Source organism: Flavobacterium sp., from assembly GCF_039916025.1.
Lineage (GTDB): Bacteria > Bacteroidota > Bacteroidia > Flavobacteriales > Flavobacteriaceae > Flavobacterium.
The window spans coordinates 1-14,854 of sequence record NZ_JBDSMB010000200.1 but is presented as its reverse complement, the minus strand read 5'-3'; the positions used below and the strand labels follow the sequence as shown (position 1 = coordinate 14,854).

The following is a 14,854-nucleotide window of genomic DNA, read 5'->3' as shown; positions in this document are numbered from 1 at the left end:
TAAATGCTAAAATTTGTTAAAATAAAAGTTAGAAAAAATAAATTGCTCTATTTTTACCGTAAAAATAAAGCATTTTTTACTCTTAACTACAAAAACAAAAGTAAATCCATATGAATAAATCGATATTTTACATAGCTTTTTTATTATTCAGCTATGTAGGGTTTTCACAAACTTATGAATTCCATACGGTTAAAGATATTGAAACAACGCCTGTTATTTCACAAGATCAAACAGGAACATGCTGGAGTTTTGCTACTACGTCTTTTCTGGAATCTGAAATTATCCGCATAACCGGAAAGAAAGTTGATCTTTCTGAAATGTATAATGTCCGCAATACCTATCTTGACAAAGCCGAAAATTATGTGTCCAGACAAGGAAAAACACAGTTTGGCGAAGGCGGATTAGCTCATGATGTTATTAATAGTGCCAGAAAATATGGTGTCGTGCCTGAAAACAATTTTATCGGAAAAACTGATGCTGATTTGGTTTACAATCACGAAAAAATGGTTGCAGAATTAGAAGCAATTGTAAAAAAAGCAGTTGCTCAAACGCCAAAAAAATATCCTAACTGGAAAGCAGATTATGCTTCAGTTTTAGATACATACCTCGGAAAATACGACGACAATAAAATAATTTCCCCAAACATCTCTATCGACGGCAAAACAGCGAATGAAGGAAAGTCGCTTACACCAAAGCAATTTTTGGCATCGACAAAGTTAAATCTGGATGATTATGTTACTATAACTTCTTTCACAAACGAGCCATTTTATTCGAAATTGATTTTAAATATTCCTGATAATTTTGCTAATGGAAGCATGTACAACATGCCTTTAGATGAATTTATACAAAATATTGACAATGCCTTGGATAAAGGATATACATTGGCGTTAGACACCGATAACAGTGAAGTAACTTTTGGAAGAGAAAGCGGAGTTGCAGTTGTTCCTGAAAATGTAAATGACACTAAAGCTATTTTAAAAGAAATCAAACCTGAAAAAAATGTTACTCAGGAATATCGTCAGTCTGAGTTTGAAAACTATGACACACAGGATGACCATTTAATGCACATCGTTGGAAAAGTTGCTGATCAAAAAGGAAATCAATATTACAAGGTCAAAAACTCCTGGGGCACAAAAGCCGGAAAAGAAGGCTTCTTCTATATGAGCGTTCCTTATATTCGCCTAAAAGCTATTTCAGTGCTGCTGAATAAAGAAGGTTTGACCAAAAAAACCAAAATAGCTATCGGAGTTTAATTAAAGTTCATCTAGACAAAAAACCTGCAGGAATCAAATTCTTGCAGGTTTTTTATTTTTATTTCTATATTTAACAAATCAAATCCTTAGAAATGAAACAATTTACCACCAAAGAAAAATTTCGAATTCTTTTAAGTTTCCCTGTAATCATTGCTGCACTTGGCTACTTTGTTGATATTTATGACTTATTGCTTTTTGGCATTGTCCGAATTCCAAGTTTGAAAAGCATGGGATTGGATGCTGATAAAGTCGGGACGATGATTATCAATTACCAGATGATTGGATTAGTACTTGGTGGAATTATTTGGGGTGTTTTTGGAGATAAAAAAGGGCGACTTTCCGTTTTATTTGGTTCTATCATAGTCTATTCATTGGCCAATATTGCCTGCGGATTTTTACCTCAAATGAATTTTGCAGATAAAGGAACTATTTATGCTGTATTGCGCTTCATTGCCGGAATTGGTCTAGCCGGAGAATTAGGTGCCGGAATAACATTAGTTTCCGAAACCTTGCCCAAAGAATTGCGCGCTATCGGAACTTCAATCGTTGCTGGTTTTGGCGTACTTGGTGCTGTCGTTGCACAATTTACAGTTGAATTAGCCGGAAGCTGGACAACAGCATACATCATTGGCGGGTTACTTGGTTTAGCATTATTGGTATTACGGGTTAGCGTTGCCGAAAGCGGCATGTATAAAACCATAAAGGAAAATACTGCTATAAAACGTGGTGATTTCTTTTCGTTTTTTACCAATAAAACGCTTTTCCTAAAATACATGCGTTGTGTTTTTATCGGAATTCCGATTTGGTATGGCATCGGAATTTTAGTTTTTATGGCCAACCAATTTGCTCCCGAAATGGGCATCGCTTCTATCAATCCAGGAAAGGCAATCCTATGGACATATACCGCAACTTCAATAAGTGATTTTTCCAGCGGATGGTTTTCGCATGTTTTAAAATCAAGAAAGAAAGCAATCTTGTATATGTTACTGTTTACGTTGGTCGGAGTTTTACTGCTTCTTTTTAGCGGCAATAAAACCGAAAACATGTATTATTTCTATTGTGCCTGGATTGGATTTGGTTCTGGTTTCTGGGCACTGTTTGTTACTGTTGCAGCGGAACAATTTGGCACCAACTTACGAAGCACGGCTACTACGAGTGTTCCCAATATGGTTCGGGGTTCAGTTCCAATTATGCTTATTGGTTTTGATTACTTAAAACACACTAACAGCGTAATATATTCTGCTGCTTTTATAGGCCTGATTGCTTTTGGTTTAGCTTTTTATGCCATACTTACCATTAGCGAAACGCATCATAAAGATTTGGATTATGTGGAATAAAAAAACATTCATTTTAATTGGCTTCATCTTATTAAAATTCCTGATTCAATACAATTTAGTCAGCCCTGAATACGACCTGCAGCGAGACGAATACTTGCATCTCGACCAAGCTAGTCATTTGGCTTGGGGCTTTCAATCGCTCCCGCCTTTTACTTCCTGGATTTCTTATATGATAAAACTCCTTGGGAATTCTGTCTTCTGGGTTAGATTTTTCCCGGCTTTGTTTGGCGCATTGACAATTCTGGTAGTTTGGAAAGCAATAGAAACCCTAAAAGGAAATTTATTTGCTTTAATCTTAGGTTCAATCTGCATTTTATTTTCAGCGCTATTGAGATTGAATATGCTTTTTCAGCCGAATTCATTTGATGTTTTATGCTGGACAACCTTTTATTTTATCCTTATCAAATATTTTTCTTCAGAAAATAAAAAATGGTTTTTCATTGGTGCAATCGTATTTGCTCTGGCGTCTCTGAATAAGTACAATTTTGTCTTTTTGTTGATTGGTGTTTTTCCGGCAATTTTGCTAACAGAACAACGCAAAATTTACACCAGGAAAGAATTATATCTAGCTGGCGTTTTGGGATTTTTACTGGTGTTGCCAAATCTTTTATGGCAATACAACAACTCCTTTCCCGTCTTTCATCATCTCAAGGAATTAGCCGACACGCAGTTAGTCAATGTAAATAGATTCGATTTTTTCAAGGGACAATTACTCTTCTATATTGGCTCATTATTCGTTATCGTTTTTGGACTTTTTGCATTGTTGTCTTATTCTCCATTCAAAAAATATAGATTTTTCTTTTGGGCAATAATATTCACGCTGGCTGTTTTTGCTTACTTAAAAGCAAAAGATTACTACGCAATTGGAATCTATCCTATTTATATTGCTTTCGGTTCTGTTTATCTGGGGTATCTTTTAGAATCTGGCTGGAAGAAATATTTACAGCCAATTGCAATTGCCATACCTCTTTTGCTCTTTATACCTATTTACAAAATTGTGTTTCCAAATAACAGTCCGCAATACACTGTGGAACATTCTGAACCTTATAAAAAATTTGGACTGCTTCATTGGGAAGATGGAAAAGACCATGAACTGCCACAGGACTTTGCTGATATGCTTGGTTGGAAAGAGTTAGCTGAAAAGATTGATAAAATTTATAGTAAGCTTCCAAACAAAGAACAAACAATTATTATAACGGATAATTACGGTCAAGCCGGAGCCATAAATTACTATTCTAAAAACAAGCAGATTAAAGCCGTTTCATTCAACGCCGACTATATTAATTGGTTCGAGCTTGAAAATAAAATTGACAACTTGATAAGAGTTAAAGAGTTTGACGGAAGTCAAGATGAATTAAAAGAAACGAGTCCGTTTTTTGAAACTTCTATTTTAGCAGACTCAATTACAAACACATTAGCAAGAGAATATAAAACTAGAATTTTTATTTTCAGTAAAGCAAAAATCGACATCAACAAGAGGCTTAAAACGGAAGTAGAAGATTTGAAAAACTTTAAAAGTAATAACGATTAATCAAAATTATGTAACACTTTTCGCGCTGTAAATAAGGAATTTTGCTTTTATGAAAAAGTATATCCTTATCCTCAGCATTTTTATATTTCTGACTTCTTGTAAACACGAAAAACCTGTGATGCATAAAAAAGATGCGCCAACGCGAGTAAAACCTAAATCATTTGGCTATCATTTTGAAAAATCCAAAAGTTGGTTGGCATCAAATGACAGTTCTAAAATCCTGATAGTTCTCGCAGCTAACAGAACTGACAGAGCCAATATTGCCAAAATGGATTCCATCATAGTTCCCAAAGATTTGACCGGAGATATCGCATACTACCTTCCATTTCCTTTTGAAGTTGCTGCGCTGAATGATGTTAGCAAAATCATACTCTTTTCGTATGCAACACAAACTTTCGCCACTTATGAATATGGTTATTTAATTCGAACCGGCCCAACAAACATGGGACGAAAAGCGGATAAAACTCCAACTGGATTATTTTTTACCAACTGGAAAGCAGAAAAAACAACCAGCACTTTTAACGACGAATGGGATTTAAAATGGAATTTTAATGTCGCCAACAAATTAGGTGTCGGCTGGCATCAATATGAGTTGCCGGGTTATCCTGCCTCACACTCTTGCCTTCGACTTCAGGAAAGAGATGCAAAATATCTTTATGACTGGGCTGATGAATGGATTTTACAGGACAAACAAACCGTTAAACTAAAAGGAACTCCGTTAATTATTTTTGGAAGTTATGATTTTGATGCACCGAAGCCTTGGCTTAAACTCGTTAATAGACCAAAAGCTTTAAACTTCTCTGAAAATACAATTGAAAAAGAGGTTAAGCCCTTTTTAACCAAAATACTGGAGGAACAGCAAAAAAGAGAAAATTCCAAATAATTCTTTTCTACATGCCAGACCAATAGAGGACATTAAATTTATGACCGTCCGGATCTGCAAAACAAAATGTATAACCTTGTTCATAAGGTTGTGGTTCTGATATAATTTTTCCGCCGGCCAAATGTACTTTTTCACGCCATTCGTCTACCTTTTCCTTGCTGTCAGCCTGAAGCGAAAATATAACTTCACTTTGGCCTTCCCAATTTCCGATGCCTCCATTACCATCATCTTTTACTCTGGAAGGAATAAAGAAATTGATGATAAAGTTGTTGTTGGCAAAAGTAAAACTGGCAATTTCTGATGAACTCATATTATCATTGGATCTGAATCCAAGACTGTTGTAGAATTTACGTATCCTTTCGAGATTAGTGGAGGCCAGATTAGCCCATATCATTTTAGTTTCCATAGCATTCAATTTTTTGATTAACAGAAAACTAAATTAAGGATTTAAAGAATGAGATTGTTGTATTTAAATTGGAAAAGCTTATATGTTTACAGCTTGGTAATTTGTTGTCTGTTTCTGGTATTTATTATTATAGAAGCTCTGTTTGCTCCATTAATGTTTAATACAAGTACTTCCTGCGCTTCGATGTTTATGGGATTAATCAAATAGTGTTGGAGATTCTCAATCAGCATATCATCAACCATAACATTCACCGCTTTGACATTGCGTAAAGATTCATTTTCCAATTTAATGGTATCAACAAGCTTTTCTAAAGTGATTAATCCGATTTGATTTTGAGTTTTAGTTTGTTCAGTCTGCGAATATGTAACTATAGAAACTAATATCAATAACAGGGTAAGGGCTCTCTTTTTCATAATCTTTGATTTGAGGTTGTTTAACAGGAACTAAATTAAAGATTAAATGAGTTTGAATTGTTCTATTTAAACCGAAAAAAGTTATATGGTTACAATTAAACGACTAACGACAAAAAATTAGAATTGCAGTTGTTATATAAACCTAAATGTCCCAAAAAAAGAATTCCGAATAAATTAAAAGAATATAATAATATCTTGCTGAATAAGCATAATTAACATTATTTTTATAATCGCCTAACGCCTGTTTGTTAAACCAACCCATGAAAAAAGTCCTTAGTTATTGCTATAAATTATTGCCATTCAAAAAAGAATTCTGTTTCGTTTTAATAAAAATAGTTTCGCCAAATAAAAAAGTCTACCGAAATCTAAACTTTGACGGCGTATTTACAGTAAAAGTGGATGACAAAAAGAGTTTCAAGATTCAAAATTACGAATACTTGTTTATTGAAAACTGTCTATTCTGGAAAGGGCTTTATGGCGAATGGGAAAAAAATTCATTAAAAATATGGTCTGCTTTAGCCAAAGAATCTGAGTATATTTTTGATGTTGGCGCCAACACAGGAGTTTATTCCCTATTGGCAAAATGCATTAATCCAACTTCAACAGTTTATGCCTTTGAGCCTGTTGACAGAATCTACAAAAAATTAAATCATAACATCAAATTAAACGGATACGACATTCTTACTTGTAACCATGCTGTTTCAAACAAGAATGGAGAATCAATTTTGTACGATCACGATACTGCTCATACTACAACTGCTAGTCTTACGAGTCTACCGGGAGAAAACAACTCAAAGACAATTCCTCAAAAGGTCGTTTTAACCACACTCGACTCATTCATAAAACAAAATGCAATTCCCCGAATCGATTTGGTAAAAATTGATGTGGAAACTTTTGAAGTAGAAGCGTTGGAGGGATTTCAGGAAAATTTAAACAAGTTCAAACCAACCTTGCTGATTGAGGTTCTTAACGAAACCATTGCAGATGGCATAACAAAACTAATTGCCAATATTGATTATGAACTTTACAGCATTAATGAAATTACCGGATTCACCAAAGTAGATAAAATTTGTCGGAACAACTCTTTTAACTACTTAATCTGCACTTCGGATGTATCCAAACGTATTGGACTGAAAGCACTGGCAAAAATTGATTAAAACTAAAATTTCTTACACCTATTAAACTATAAGAAATCTAAATTCTAAAATCAACAATCTTCAATCTACATTCTTTATCTTTGTACCGCAAAAAAAATTGATAATGGAATCAATCATAGATAACAATTTACCCGTTGGCAAGCCAAAATGGCTAAAAGTAAAATTGCCTATCGGTCAAAAATATTCTGAACTTCGTGGCTTAGTTGACAAATACAAACTCAACACTATTTGTGCTTCAGGCAGTTGTCCAAATATGGGCGAATGCTGGGGCGAAGGAACTGCAACCTTTATGATTTTGGGGAATATCTGTACGCGTTCATGTGGTTTTTGTGGTGTAAAAACCGGGCGCCCTGAAACGGTAGATTGGGATGAACCTGAAAAGGTGGCGCGTTCAATCAAAATCATGAAAATAAAACACGCCGTGGTTACCAGTGTTGACCGTGACGATTTAAAAGATATGGGTTCTATTATTTGGTTAGAAACCGTTCAGGCCATTCGCAGAATGAATCCTGAAACGACTTTAGAAACACTAATTCCGGACTTTCAAGGTGTAGAAAGAATCATCGACAGAATTGTAGAAGCCAATCCGGAAGTTGTATCACACAACGTGGAAACCGTTCGACGTTTGACACGTGAAGTTCGTATTCAGGCGAAATATGACAGAAGCTTAGCAGTTTTGAAATATCTGAAAGACAGTGGAATTCGCAGAACCAAATCGGGCATTATGCTTGGTCTTGGCGAAACCGAAGAAGAAGTGATTCAAACCATGCGCGATTTGCGTGACCAAAATGTAGATATCGTAACCATTGGTCAATACTTACAACCAAGCAAAAAACATTTGCCTGTAAAAGAATTCATTACGCCTGAGCAATTTGAGAAATACGAAAAACTGGGCAAGGAAATGGGATTCCGTCATGTAGAAAGTGGCCCGTTAGTGCGTTCGTCTTATCACGCAGAAAAACATATTCTTTAAAAAAGTAATTAGTAAATAGTGATTAGTAATTAGCTTTTTATGGAAAAGACAAAAATTGCCATCAACGGTTTTGGACGTATCGGAAGAAATCTTTTCCGATTGCTGCTCAATCATCCTTCGATTGAAGTGGTTGCCATCAATGATATTGCCGATAACAAAACCATGGCGCATTTGATAAAATATGACAGCATTCATGGCGTTTTACCATTCGAAGTTTCCGCTGATGATAAATCAATAATCGTAGATGGAAAACCGTATTTGTTTTTTCACGAAAGTGAGATTTCAAATCTTAAATGGGATTCATTAGACATTGATTTTGTGGTTGAAAGCACAGGGAAATACCACACTTTTCAAGACATCAACAAACATATTCTGGCTGGCGCCAAAAAAGTAATTCTCTCAGCGCCATCTGAAGTTCCCGAAATTAAAACTGTAGTTCTTGGTGTAAACGAAAATATTTTGGACGGAAGCGAAAACATAGTTTCCAATGCCAGTTGTACAACCAATAATGCCGCACCAATGATAAAAATCATTGACGAATTATGTGGGATTGAACAAGCCTATATCACAACCGTACATTCTTACACAACCGACCAAAGTTTACACGATCAGCCGCACAAAGATTTGCGTCGTGCTCGTGGTGCCAGTCAATCAATCGTGCCAACTACAACTGGAGCGGCAAAAGCGTTGACTAAAATCTTCCCTGAAATGGAAGGAAAAATTGGCGGAAGTGGCATTCGCGTTCCTGTTCCAGATGGTTCTTTGACTGATATCACCTGTTATGTAAAAAAAGAAGTTACTATTGAAGAAATCAATGAAGCTTTCAAAAAAGCATCACAATCATCACTCAAAGGAATTCTTGATTATACCGAAGATCCAATAGTTTCTGTAGATATTATTGGCAATAGAAACTCTTGTCTTTTTGATGCTCAACTGACTTCTGTCATTGGCAAAATGGTAAAAGTTGTAGGCTGGTATGACAACGAAATTGGCTACTCTTCCCGAATAATTGATTTAATACTTCTGTTGAAAAAATAATTTACCTACTTTTAGCATCATAATCTTATTGGCCTCATTAATGAAATGGATTTGGATTTTCATATTTATTCCTATTGCCTTTTTTGGGCAAAAAATGTCAATAAAAAAAATTGACAGCACTGCCTATTATATTCAGTTGGCCAATTTCAATAAAAAAACAAACAACTACAAATCTGCTCTTGTTTTTTCTCAGAGAGCCTACAATTATGCGAAACTTCATAACAACGTAAAAGGAAAAGCAGACGCTTTATTCTTTCTTGGCACAACTTATTTTGATTTAAAAAAATTTAACGACGCCTTAGAGTCATTTTCAAATAGCGCCGATTTATACAGTCAACTTATACCATCAACAGATTATGCCTTTTGTTACTATAACATTGGCCTCTGCTATATGAGTCTGGAAGAATTTGACAAAGCAGAGGATAATTTTGATAAAGCTGAATCCATCTATAATTTATTAAAGATTGATGCTTCACCGTTTATGAATCTGCAAAAAGGGATTTTGTACAAAAACAATGGCAAGACAGAATTGGCCTCCAAGTTGTTTAATGAAATAATTTCAAAAGACGATTCGAGAGATGTTTTTAAAACCAAGGCCGAAGCTTTGTACCAACTGGGAACAATAGAAGAAAACATGGAACATTACAATTTAAGTGTTAACTATTTGAGCAGAGCATTATTGTTGAGTATAAGAGACAAGAATTTGGATCAAAAAGTAAAGATTCTATTGGATTTGAGTAAATCCTATGAAAAATTGCTTGACTTAAAAAAATCCTATAATTATCTAAAAGAGCACTTGGCGTTAAAAGACAGCCTTTCTCATTTGTACAATAAAAAATTAAATGCAAATGACTATGTGAGTTTTAAGGAAAGTGAGCGAATAAAAGCCATTGATCAAATGACAAAAGAAAATGAAACACAACAAAAAACCAACAAATTCGCTAAGCTTATCAGTATTTTGGCAATTGCGTTGATTACGATTCTGTCGCTTTTGAGTTTGTCATTGTATAAAAATAACATCATCAGAACGCAATCAAACAATACATTAAAAGAGAAAAACTTCGAACTGCAAATTGCTAAAGACAATGCTGAAAAAGCGTCAAAAGCAAGAGCTGAATTTTTATCAACCGTAAGCCATGAACTTCGAACGCCACTGAATGCTATCAACGGAATAACACATTTATTGATTGAAGATAATCCTAAGCAAAATCAGGTGCATTACTTGAATTCTTTGAAGTTTTCGGGGAATTACCTGTTGACATTCATCAATGAAATTCTGGAAATCAACCGAATTGAGTCGAACAATATCGAAATTGAATATATCGATTTTGATATCAAACAACTGCTGCTGGACATTCAAAATACGATGCTGGAAATTGCATCAAAAAATAACAATAAATTTACCTTAGAAATAGATCCAGATGTTCCCGTAATGCTGCTTGGAGATCCAACTAAGCTGTCGCAAATATTTATCAATTTGATTAATAACGCATTGAAATTCACTAAAAATGGTGAAGTCAAAGTGACTGCTAAAGTAGTGGAAAGCGGTGAAGATTATTCCAGGATAAATTTTGCGATTAGCGATACCGGAATCGGAATTCCAGAAGACAAACAGGAAACCATCTTTGAAAGTTTCTCACAAGGTTCTATTGAAATCAACAGAAAATATGGCGGAACCGGTTTAGGATTGACGATTGTTAAAAAAGTAGTTGATTTGTTAGGCGGAGAAATCAACTTAAAAAGCGAAGTCGGCGTTGGAACTACTTTTGATTTTGAATTGAATCTACAGCATGGCACCAAAGAAATTGTAGTTGAAAAAGAGAAATTGTATTCGGATGAAATACTTGTTGGCAAAAAGATTTTGGTTGTTGAAGACAATAAAATCAATCAGATGATAACCAAAAAAATGCTCGAGAAAAAACAGATTATATGCCAGATTATTGACAATGGTGAAGAAGCTGTTGAAATGCTCAGCAAAGAAAATGATTTCGATTTAGTCCTGATGGATGTTCATTTGCCAGGCATAAATGGCACCATTGCCACAGAGAGAATCCGGGAATATGACACCAAGAAACCAATCATTGCACTGACAGCAATTTCCTTAAATGAAAATAGGGAGATACTGATGTCCTTTGGCATGACTGATGTAATCACCAAACCTTTTGAACCTGAAAATTTCTATAAAATTATTGCAGCGAATTTGGGTTAGAACTGAAGAATTAATTCTTTGATTAATTTTCTAACATGAGGCTCTGCTTTTGCTGCAGCTTTTAGAACTTCATCGTGGCTAACGTCTTCCATTGCAGTCTCGACATCGCCCATATCCGTAATTACAGATAATCCAAAGCATTCGATTCCCATGTGTCGGGCAACAATAACTTCAGGAACGGTTGACATTCCAACGCAATCAGCACCGAGGATTTTTACCATTTTATACTCTGCAAAAGTTTCAAATGTTGGGCCTTGCAAACCAAGATAAACGCCATCAAAAACGGTAATGTTATTTTCAACCGCAATTGCTTTTGCTTTTTGGATCATGTCTTTATTGTAAGCTTCATTCATGTTCAAAAATCTTGGTCCAAAACGCTCATCGTTTTTTCCATGTAACGGATGTTCCGGAAAGAAATTGATATGATCTTTGATAACCACGACTGAACCTACTTCATAATCAGAATTTACGCCACCTGAAGCATTTGAAACTACCAATTTAGTTACACCGAGATATTTCATCACACGAACAGGAAACGTTACCTGCTTCATATCATAACCCTCATAAAAATGAAAGCGTCCCTGCATTGCCATAACTTTTTTATCTCCGATTGTTCCAAAAACCAAAGCGCCTTTGTGACCCTGAACTGTTGAAACAGGAAAATTCGGAATTTCATTATAAGGCAATGTAAATTCGATATTGATATCGTCAGTAAAACTTCCTAATCCGGAACCTAGAATAACACCATACTCTGGTGTGAAATTGGTTTTTTCTTTAATATAATTAACGGTTTCCTGTACAAGTTCCCACATAGTTTAAAATTGTTTGGTCAAAAGTCTCCTGATTGCTCACAAATTTACTTTTGATTGGTAAATAATATAATTGCGCTTTTAAAATTTTAGCATCCAAACGTACAAAATCTTTTTCAGTTGTGATGATGATTTTGTCTTCTGCTTTGCTTTTTATCAATAAAATTTCGCTTTCGCTAAAATGATGATGATCCGAAAATGTCATAATTTCATCAGTATCAGCTTGTAAAAATTCGAAAAATGGTTTTGGTTTCGCGATTCCGGCAAGTACTATTTTTTGTTTTGATTTTAAATCACTAACCGTTAAACTTTCGGAATCGTTATAGACTTTATCATCATAAACAATACTGTGGAAAAAGATAGGCATGTCAACGTCTAGTTTCTTTTTGATATTTTCCTGTTCGATTCCAGTAATGCTTGGCGGACATTTGGTTACTATAATCAAGTTCGCTCGTTTTGCTCCTTTGCTGCTTTCGCGAAGGTTTCCTGTAGGCAATATATAATCATCACAAAACAAATCATCATAAGCCGTCAAAAGAATATAAAATCCTGCTTTCACTTTGCGGTGCTGAAAAGCATCATCCAATAAAATAATTTCCGGTTTTGTTTTTTGTTTTAATAATTGTTCGATTCCGTTTCGTCTGTCGGCATCAACTGCAACCTGAATATCTGGGAATTTTTTATAATACTGAAAAGGTTCATCGCCAAGAATTTCAGCATTTGAAGAAGCATCAGCCAAAACAAAACCTTCTGATTTTCGTTTGTAACCCCGACTTAAAGTCGCTACTTTATAATTGGGAGAAAGCAGCCGGATTAAATACTCAATCTGTGGTGTTTTTCCTGTGCCGCCAACACTCAAATTTCCAACGGCAATAACCGGAATATCGAAGGAATACGATTTCAGAATACCTTTATCATAAAGATAATTTCTTAAAGAAGTGATAAAACCATACAATATGGCAAAAGGAAAGAGTAATTTTCGCAACAAATTCATCTAACAAATATAAAAATATAAGCCACGAATACACGAATGTTTTTAATTTTGATGTGAAACATTTTATCTTTGAAAAGTTTATATTTTAAATTATTCGTGAATTCGTGGCACAACTATGAAAACATTATACCTTTTAATCATTGCTTTTTTTATAAATACAGCAGCTGTTTTTTCTCAGGAAACAGACAATGCTGCTATTCTGAAAATAATCTTTTCCAAATACTATAAAGACGAAAAAATAATTGCCAAAGGAAGATTGCAATTGTTAAGTTTTTATTGCAGAAAAGCACCAAACAACGAGGAAGTTTTGGAAGTAATTTCAAAAAGCGATTTACTCAAAAACAATAAAGCCGAAATCAAAAAGCAAATCGATATTACTGTTGATGAAGATTGGTCTGCAGCTTATAATATGTTGTTTGACAATCAAAATCAGTATCTAAAAAGCAAAGTTAACGACTGTTTGTCTTTGGAAGAATTTCAGGCAGATTATGCAAAACATGGCGAAAACAACCAGCGTTTGATGATTATCAGCAAACCTATTTATTTTGGAGATGGAAATAATGCTTTAGTAAAAGTTGCATTCTACAGAAGCATTGAGCACAATAGTGGCAGTTACTTATTACTCGAAAAAGTAAACGGCATTTGGACGATAAAAGACTATTTAAACAAATGGGCGACTTAAATAGTTGGCAGTCCCGATAGCTATCGGGAGTTTTTAAAATTAAAACAATACATTCGTGCATTCGTGGCTACAAAAGATACTGAAATAAATTCAGCATAATATGAAAATAAAAGAAATACTCTCAATCTTAGAAGAAATGGCGCCTTTGGCGTATGCCGAAGACTTTGACAATGTTGGCTTACTAGTAGGAAATCAGGAAAATGAATCGAAAGGAATTCTCGTTTGCCACGATGCTTTAGAAAATGTTATCGACGAAGCTGTTGCCAAAAAATGCAATTTGGTCGTGTGCTTCCATCCTATTATCTTTTCGGGATTAAAGAAAATTACGGGTAAGAATTATGTGGAACGTGCAGTTCTGAAAGCCATCAAAAACGATATTGCGATTTATGCTGTTCACACGGCTTTGGACAATCACAAAGATGGTGTAAACAAAATTTTCTCTAATGCTTTAGGTTTGACAAATACCAAGATTTTGGTTCCAAAACAAAACTTCATTCAAAAACTTGTTACCTATACCGTTCCGAAAAATGCTTATGTGTTGCGTAATGCATTATTCGCTGCAGGCGCAGGAACCATCGGAAATTACGACAACTGCAGTTTTAATTCTGAAGGATTCAGCACTTATCTGGGCAATGAAGAAAGCAATCCAACTGTTGGAATAAAAGGCGAACTAACACAAACAGATGAAATTAAAATTGAAGTCGTTTTTGAAAAACATCTGCAATCAAAAATGGTAAAAGCATTGTTTGCCAATCATGTTTATGAAGAAGTGGCTTACGAGATTTATGACACACAAAATAAACATCAGAATATTGGTTTGGGAATGATTGGTGAACTCGAAAAACCAATGAGTGAAACCGAATTTTTAGCCTTCGTAAAAGACAAAATGCAGTGCGGCGGAATTCGTCACAGCGCTTTGCGTGGAAAACCTATTCAGAAGGTTGCTGTGCTTGGCGGTTCGGGAAGTTTTGCGATAAAGAACGCGATTCTGGAAAATGCTGATGTTTTTTTGACTGCCGATTTGAAGTATCACAACTTCTACGAAGCTGAAAATCAGATTGTTTTAGCAGACATTGGGCACTTTGAAAGTGAAAGATTTACAAAAAATTATATTGTTGATTTTCTTAAGAAAAAAATCCCTAATTTTGCAGTCAATTTTTCGGAAGAAA

Annotated in this window: 14 protein-coding genes; 10 read left to right on the top strand and 4 right to left on the bottom strand. The window is 34.9% G+C overall.

Features of this window, described 5'->3' with window-relative positions:
* Positions 1-110: 110 nt before the first annotated feature.
* The 4 genes from ABIQ27_RS14365 (at position 111) to ABIQ27_RS14350 (ending at position 5,004) form a co-directional block, all read left to right on the top strand.
* Positions 111-1,253: a C1 family peptidase gene (locus ABIQ27_RS14365; RefSeq protein ID WP_348034608.1), complete on the top strand. Its 1,143-nt coding sequence runs from the start codon at positions 111-113 to the stop codon at positions 1,251-1,253.
* A gap of 92 nt (positions 1,254-1,345) precedes the next feature.
* Positions 1,346-2,590 (top strand): MFS transporter, encoded by a 1,245-nt coding sequence (locus ABIQ27_RS14360; RefSeq protein WP_348034607.1) that lies wholly within the window; start codon positions 1,346-1,348, stop codon positions 2,588-2,590.
* Positions 2,580-4,121, top strand: coding sequence for a glycosyltransferase family 39 protein (locus ABIQ27_RS14355; protein ID WP_348034606.1), 1,542 nt, complete (start codon positions 2,580-2,582; stop codon positions 4,119-4,121). Before ABIQ27_RS14360 ends, ABIQ27_RS14355 begins: the two co-directional genes overlap by 11 nt.
* Before the next feature lie 49 nt (positions 4,122-4,170).
* Positions 4,171-5,004 carry a L,D-transpeptidase gene (locus ABIQ27_RS14350; protein WP_348034605.1) on the top strand — a complete coding sequence of 278 codons (834 nt, stop codon included), beginning with the start codon at positions 4,171-4,173 and terminating at the stop codon, positions 5,002-5,004.
* Between the two features lie 7 nt (positions 5,005-5,011).
* Here ABIQ27_RS14350 and ABIQ27_RS14345 read toward each other — a convergent pair whose 3' ends face one another.
* Positions 5,012-5,410, bottom strand: coding sequence for a VOC family protein (locus ABIQ27_RS14345; RefSeq protein WP_348034604.1), 399 nt, complete (start codon positions 5,408-5,410; stop codon positions 5,012-5,014).
* 86 nt (positions 5,411-5,496) lie between these two features.
* Positions 5,497-5,823 (bottom strand): hypothetical protein, encoded by a 327-nt coding sequence (locus ABIQ27_RS14340; RefSeq protein WP_348034603.1) that lies wholly within the window; start codon positions 5,821-5,823, stop codon positions 5,497-5,499.
* A 260-nt stretch (positions 5,824-6,083) separates the two neighbouring features.
* Between ABIQ27_RS14340 and ABIQ27_RS14335 the strand changes: the two genes are divergently transcribed.
* The 4 genes from ABIQ27_RS14335 (at position 6,084) to ABIQ27_RS14320 (ending at position 11,200) form a co-directional block, all read left to right on the top strand.
* A complete protein-coding gene (locus ABIQ27_RS14335) occupies positions 6,084-6,980 on the top strand; it encodes an FkbM family methyltransferase (protein ID WP_348034602.1) in 897 nt (298 codons plus the stop codon).
* A gap of 103 nt (positions 6,981-7,083) precedes the next feature.
* Positions 7,084-7,953 carry a lipoyl synthase gene (gene lipA, locus ABIQ27_RS14330; protein WP_348034601.1) on the top strand — a complete coding sequence of 290 codons (870 nt, stop codon included), beginning with the start codon at positions 7,084-7,086 and terminating at the stop codon, positions 7,951-7,953.
* Between the two features lie 39 nt (positions 7,954-7,992).
* On the top strand, positions 7,993-8,991 hold the full coding sequence (gene gap / locus ABIQ27_RS14325; RefSeq protein WP_348034600.1) for a type I glyceraldehyde-3-phosphate dehydrogenase: 999 nt from the start codon (positions 7,993-7,995) through the stop codon (positions 8,989-8,991).
* Between the two features lie 94 nt (positions 8,992-9,085).
* Entirely contained in the window at positions 9,086-11,200 is a 2,115-nt protein-coding gene (locus tag ABIQ27_RS14320; RefSeq protein ID WP_348034599.1) for an ATP-binding protein, read from the top strand.
* Here the strand turns inward: ABIQ27_RS14320 and ABIQ27_RS14315 are convergent.
* Both ABIQ27_RS14315 and lpxK read right to left on the bottom strand, forming a co-directional pair.
* The gene (locus ABIQ27_RS14315) at positions 11,197-12,012 is read right to left on the bottom strand and encodes a purine-nucleoside phosphorylase (protein WP_348034598.1); all 816 of its coding nucleotides are present in this window, start codon (positions 12,010-12,012) and stop codon (positions 11,197-11,199) included. The two genes, ABIQ27_RS14320 and ABIQ27_RS14315, sit on opposite strands and share 4 nt — an antisense overlap.
* On the bottom strand, positions 11,984-13,003 hold the full coding sequence (gene lpxK, locus ABIQ27_RS14310; RefSeq protein ID WP_348034597.1) for a tetraacyldisaccharide 4'-kinase: 1,020 nt from the start codon (positions 13,001-13,003) through the stop codon (positions 11,984-11,986). Before lpxK ends, ABIQ27_RS14315 begins: the two co-directional genes overlap by 29 nt.
* Before the next feature lie 115 nt (positions 13,004-13,118).
* Between lpxK and ABIQ27_RS14305 the strand changes: the two genes are divergently transcribed.
* Together ABIQ27_RS14305 and ABIQ27_RS14300 are read left to right on the top strand one after the other, a co-directional pair.
* On the top strand, positions 13,119-13,685 hold the full coding sequence (locus ABIQ27_RS14305; RefSeq protein ID WP_348034596.1) for a hypothetical protein: 567 nt from the start codon (positions 13,119-13,121) through the stop codon (positions 13,683-13,685).
* A gap of 100 nt (positions 13,686-13,785) precedes the next feature.
* Positions 13,786-14,854: Nif3-like dinuclear metal center hexameric protein (locus ABIQ27_RS14300; RefSeq protein WP_348034595.1), on the top strand; the 1,069-nt coding region annotated here is incomplete at its 3' end.

What these genes read in the sequence shown, in the direction of transcription:
- ABIQ27_RS14365 (WP_348034608.1), top strand. Translation starts at nt 111, where the DNA reads ATGAATAAATCGATATTTTACATAGCTTTTTTATTATTCAGCTATGTA.
- ABIQ27_RS14360 (WP_348034607.1), top strand. Translation starts at nt 1,346, where the DNA reads ATGAAACAATTTACCACCAAAGAAAAATTTCGAATTCTTTTAAGTTTC.
- ABIQ27_RS14355 (WP_348034606.1), top strand. Translation starts at nt 2,580, where the DNA reads ATGTGGAATAAAAAAACATTCATTTTAATTGGCTTCATCTTATTAAAA.
- ABIQ27_RS14350 (WP_348034605.1), top strand. Translation starts at nt 4,171, where the DNA reads ATGAAAAAGTATATCCTTATCCTCAGCATTTTTATATTTCTGACTTCT.
- ABIQ27_RS14345 (WP_348034604.1), bottom strand. Translation starts at nt 5,410, where the DNA reads ATGGAAACTAAAATGATATGGGCTAATCTGGCCTCCACTAATCTCGAA.
- ABIQ27_RS14340 (WP_348034603.1), bottom strand. Translation starts at nt 5,823, where the DNA reads ATGAAAAAGAGAGCCCTTACCCTGTTATTGATATTAGTTTCTATAGTT.
- ABIQ27_RS14335 (WP_348034602.1), top strand. Translation starts at nt 6,084, where the DNA reads ATGAAAAAAGTCCTTAGTTATTGCTATAAATTATTGCCATTCAAAAAA.
- lipA (WP_348034601.1), top strand. Translation starts at nt 7,084, where the DNA reads ATGGAATCAATCATAGATAACAATTTACCCGTTGGCAAGCCAAAATGG.
- gap (WP_348034600.1), top strand. Translation starts at nt 7,993, where the DNA reads ATGGAAAAGACAAAAATTGCCATCAACGGTTTTGGACGTATCGGAAGA.
- ABIQ27_RS14320 (WP_348034599.1), top strand. Translation starts at nt 9,086, where the DNA reads ATGTCAATAAAAAAAATTGACAGCACTGCCTATTATATTCAGTTGGCC.
- ABIQ27_RS14315 (WP_348034598.1), bottom strand. Translation starts at nt 12,012, where the DNA reads ATGTGGGAACTTGTACAGGAAACCGTTAATTATATTAAAGAAAAAACC.
- lpxK (WP_348034597.1), bottom strand. Translation starts at nt 13,003, where the DNA reads ATGAATTTGTTGCGAAAATTACTCTTTCCTTTTGCCATATTGTATGGT.
- ABIQ27_RS14305 (WP_348034596.1), top strand. Translation starts at nt 13,119, where the DNA reads ATGAAAACATTATACCTTTTAATCATTGCTTTTTTTATAAATACAGCA.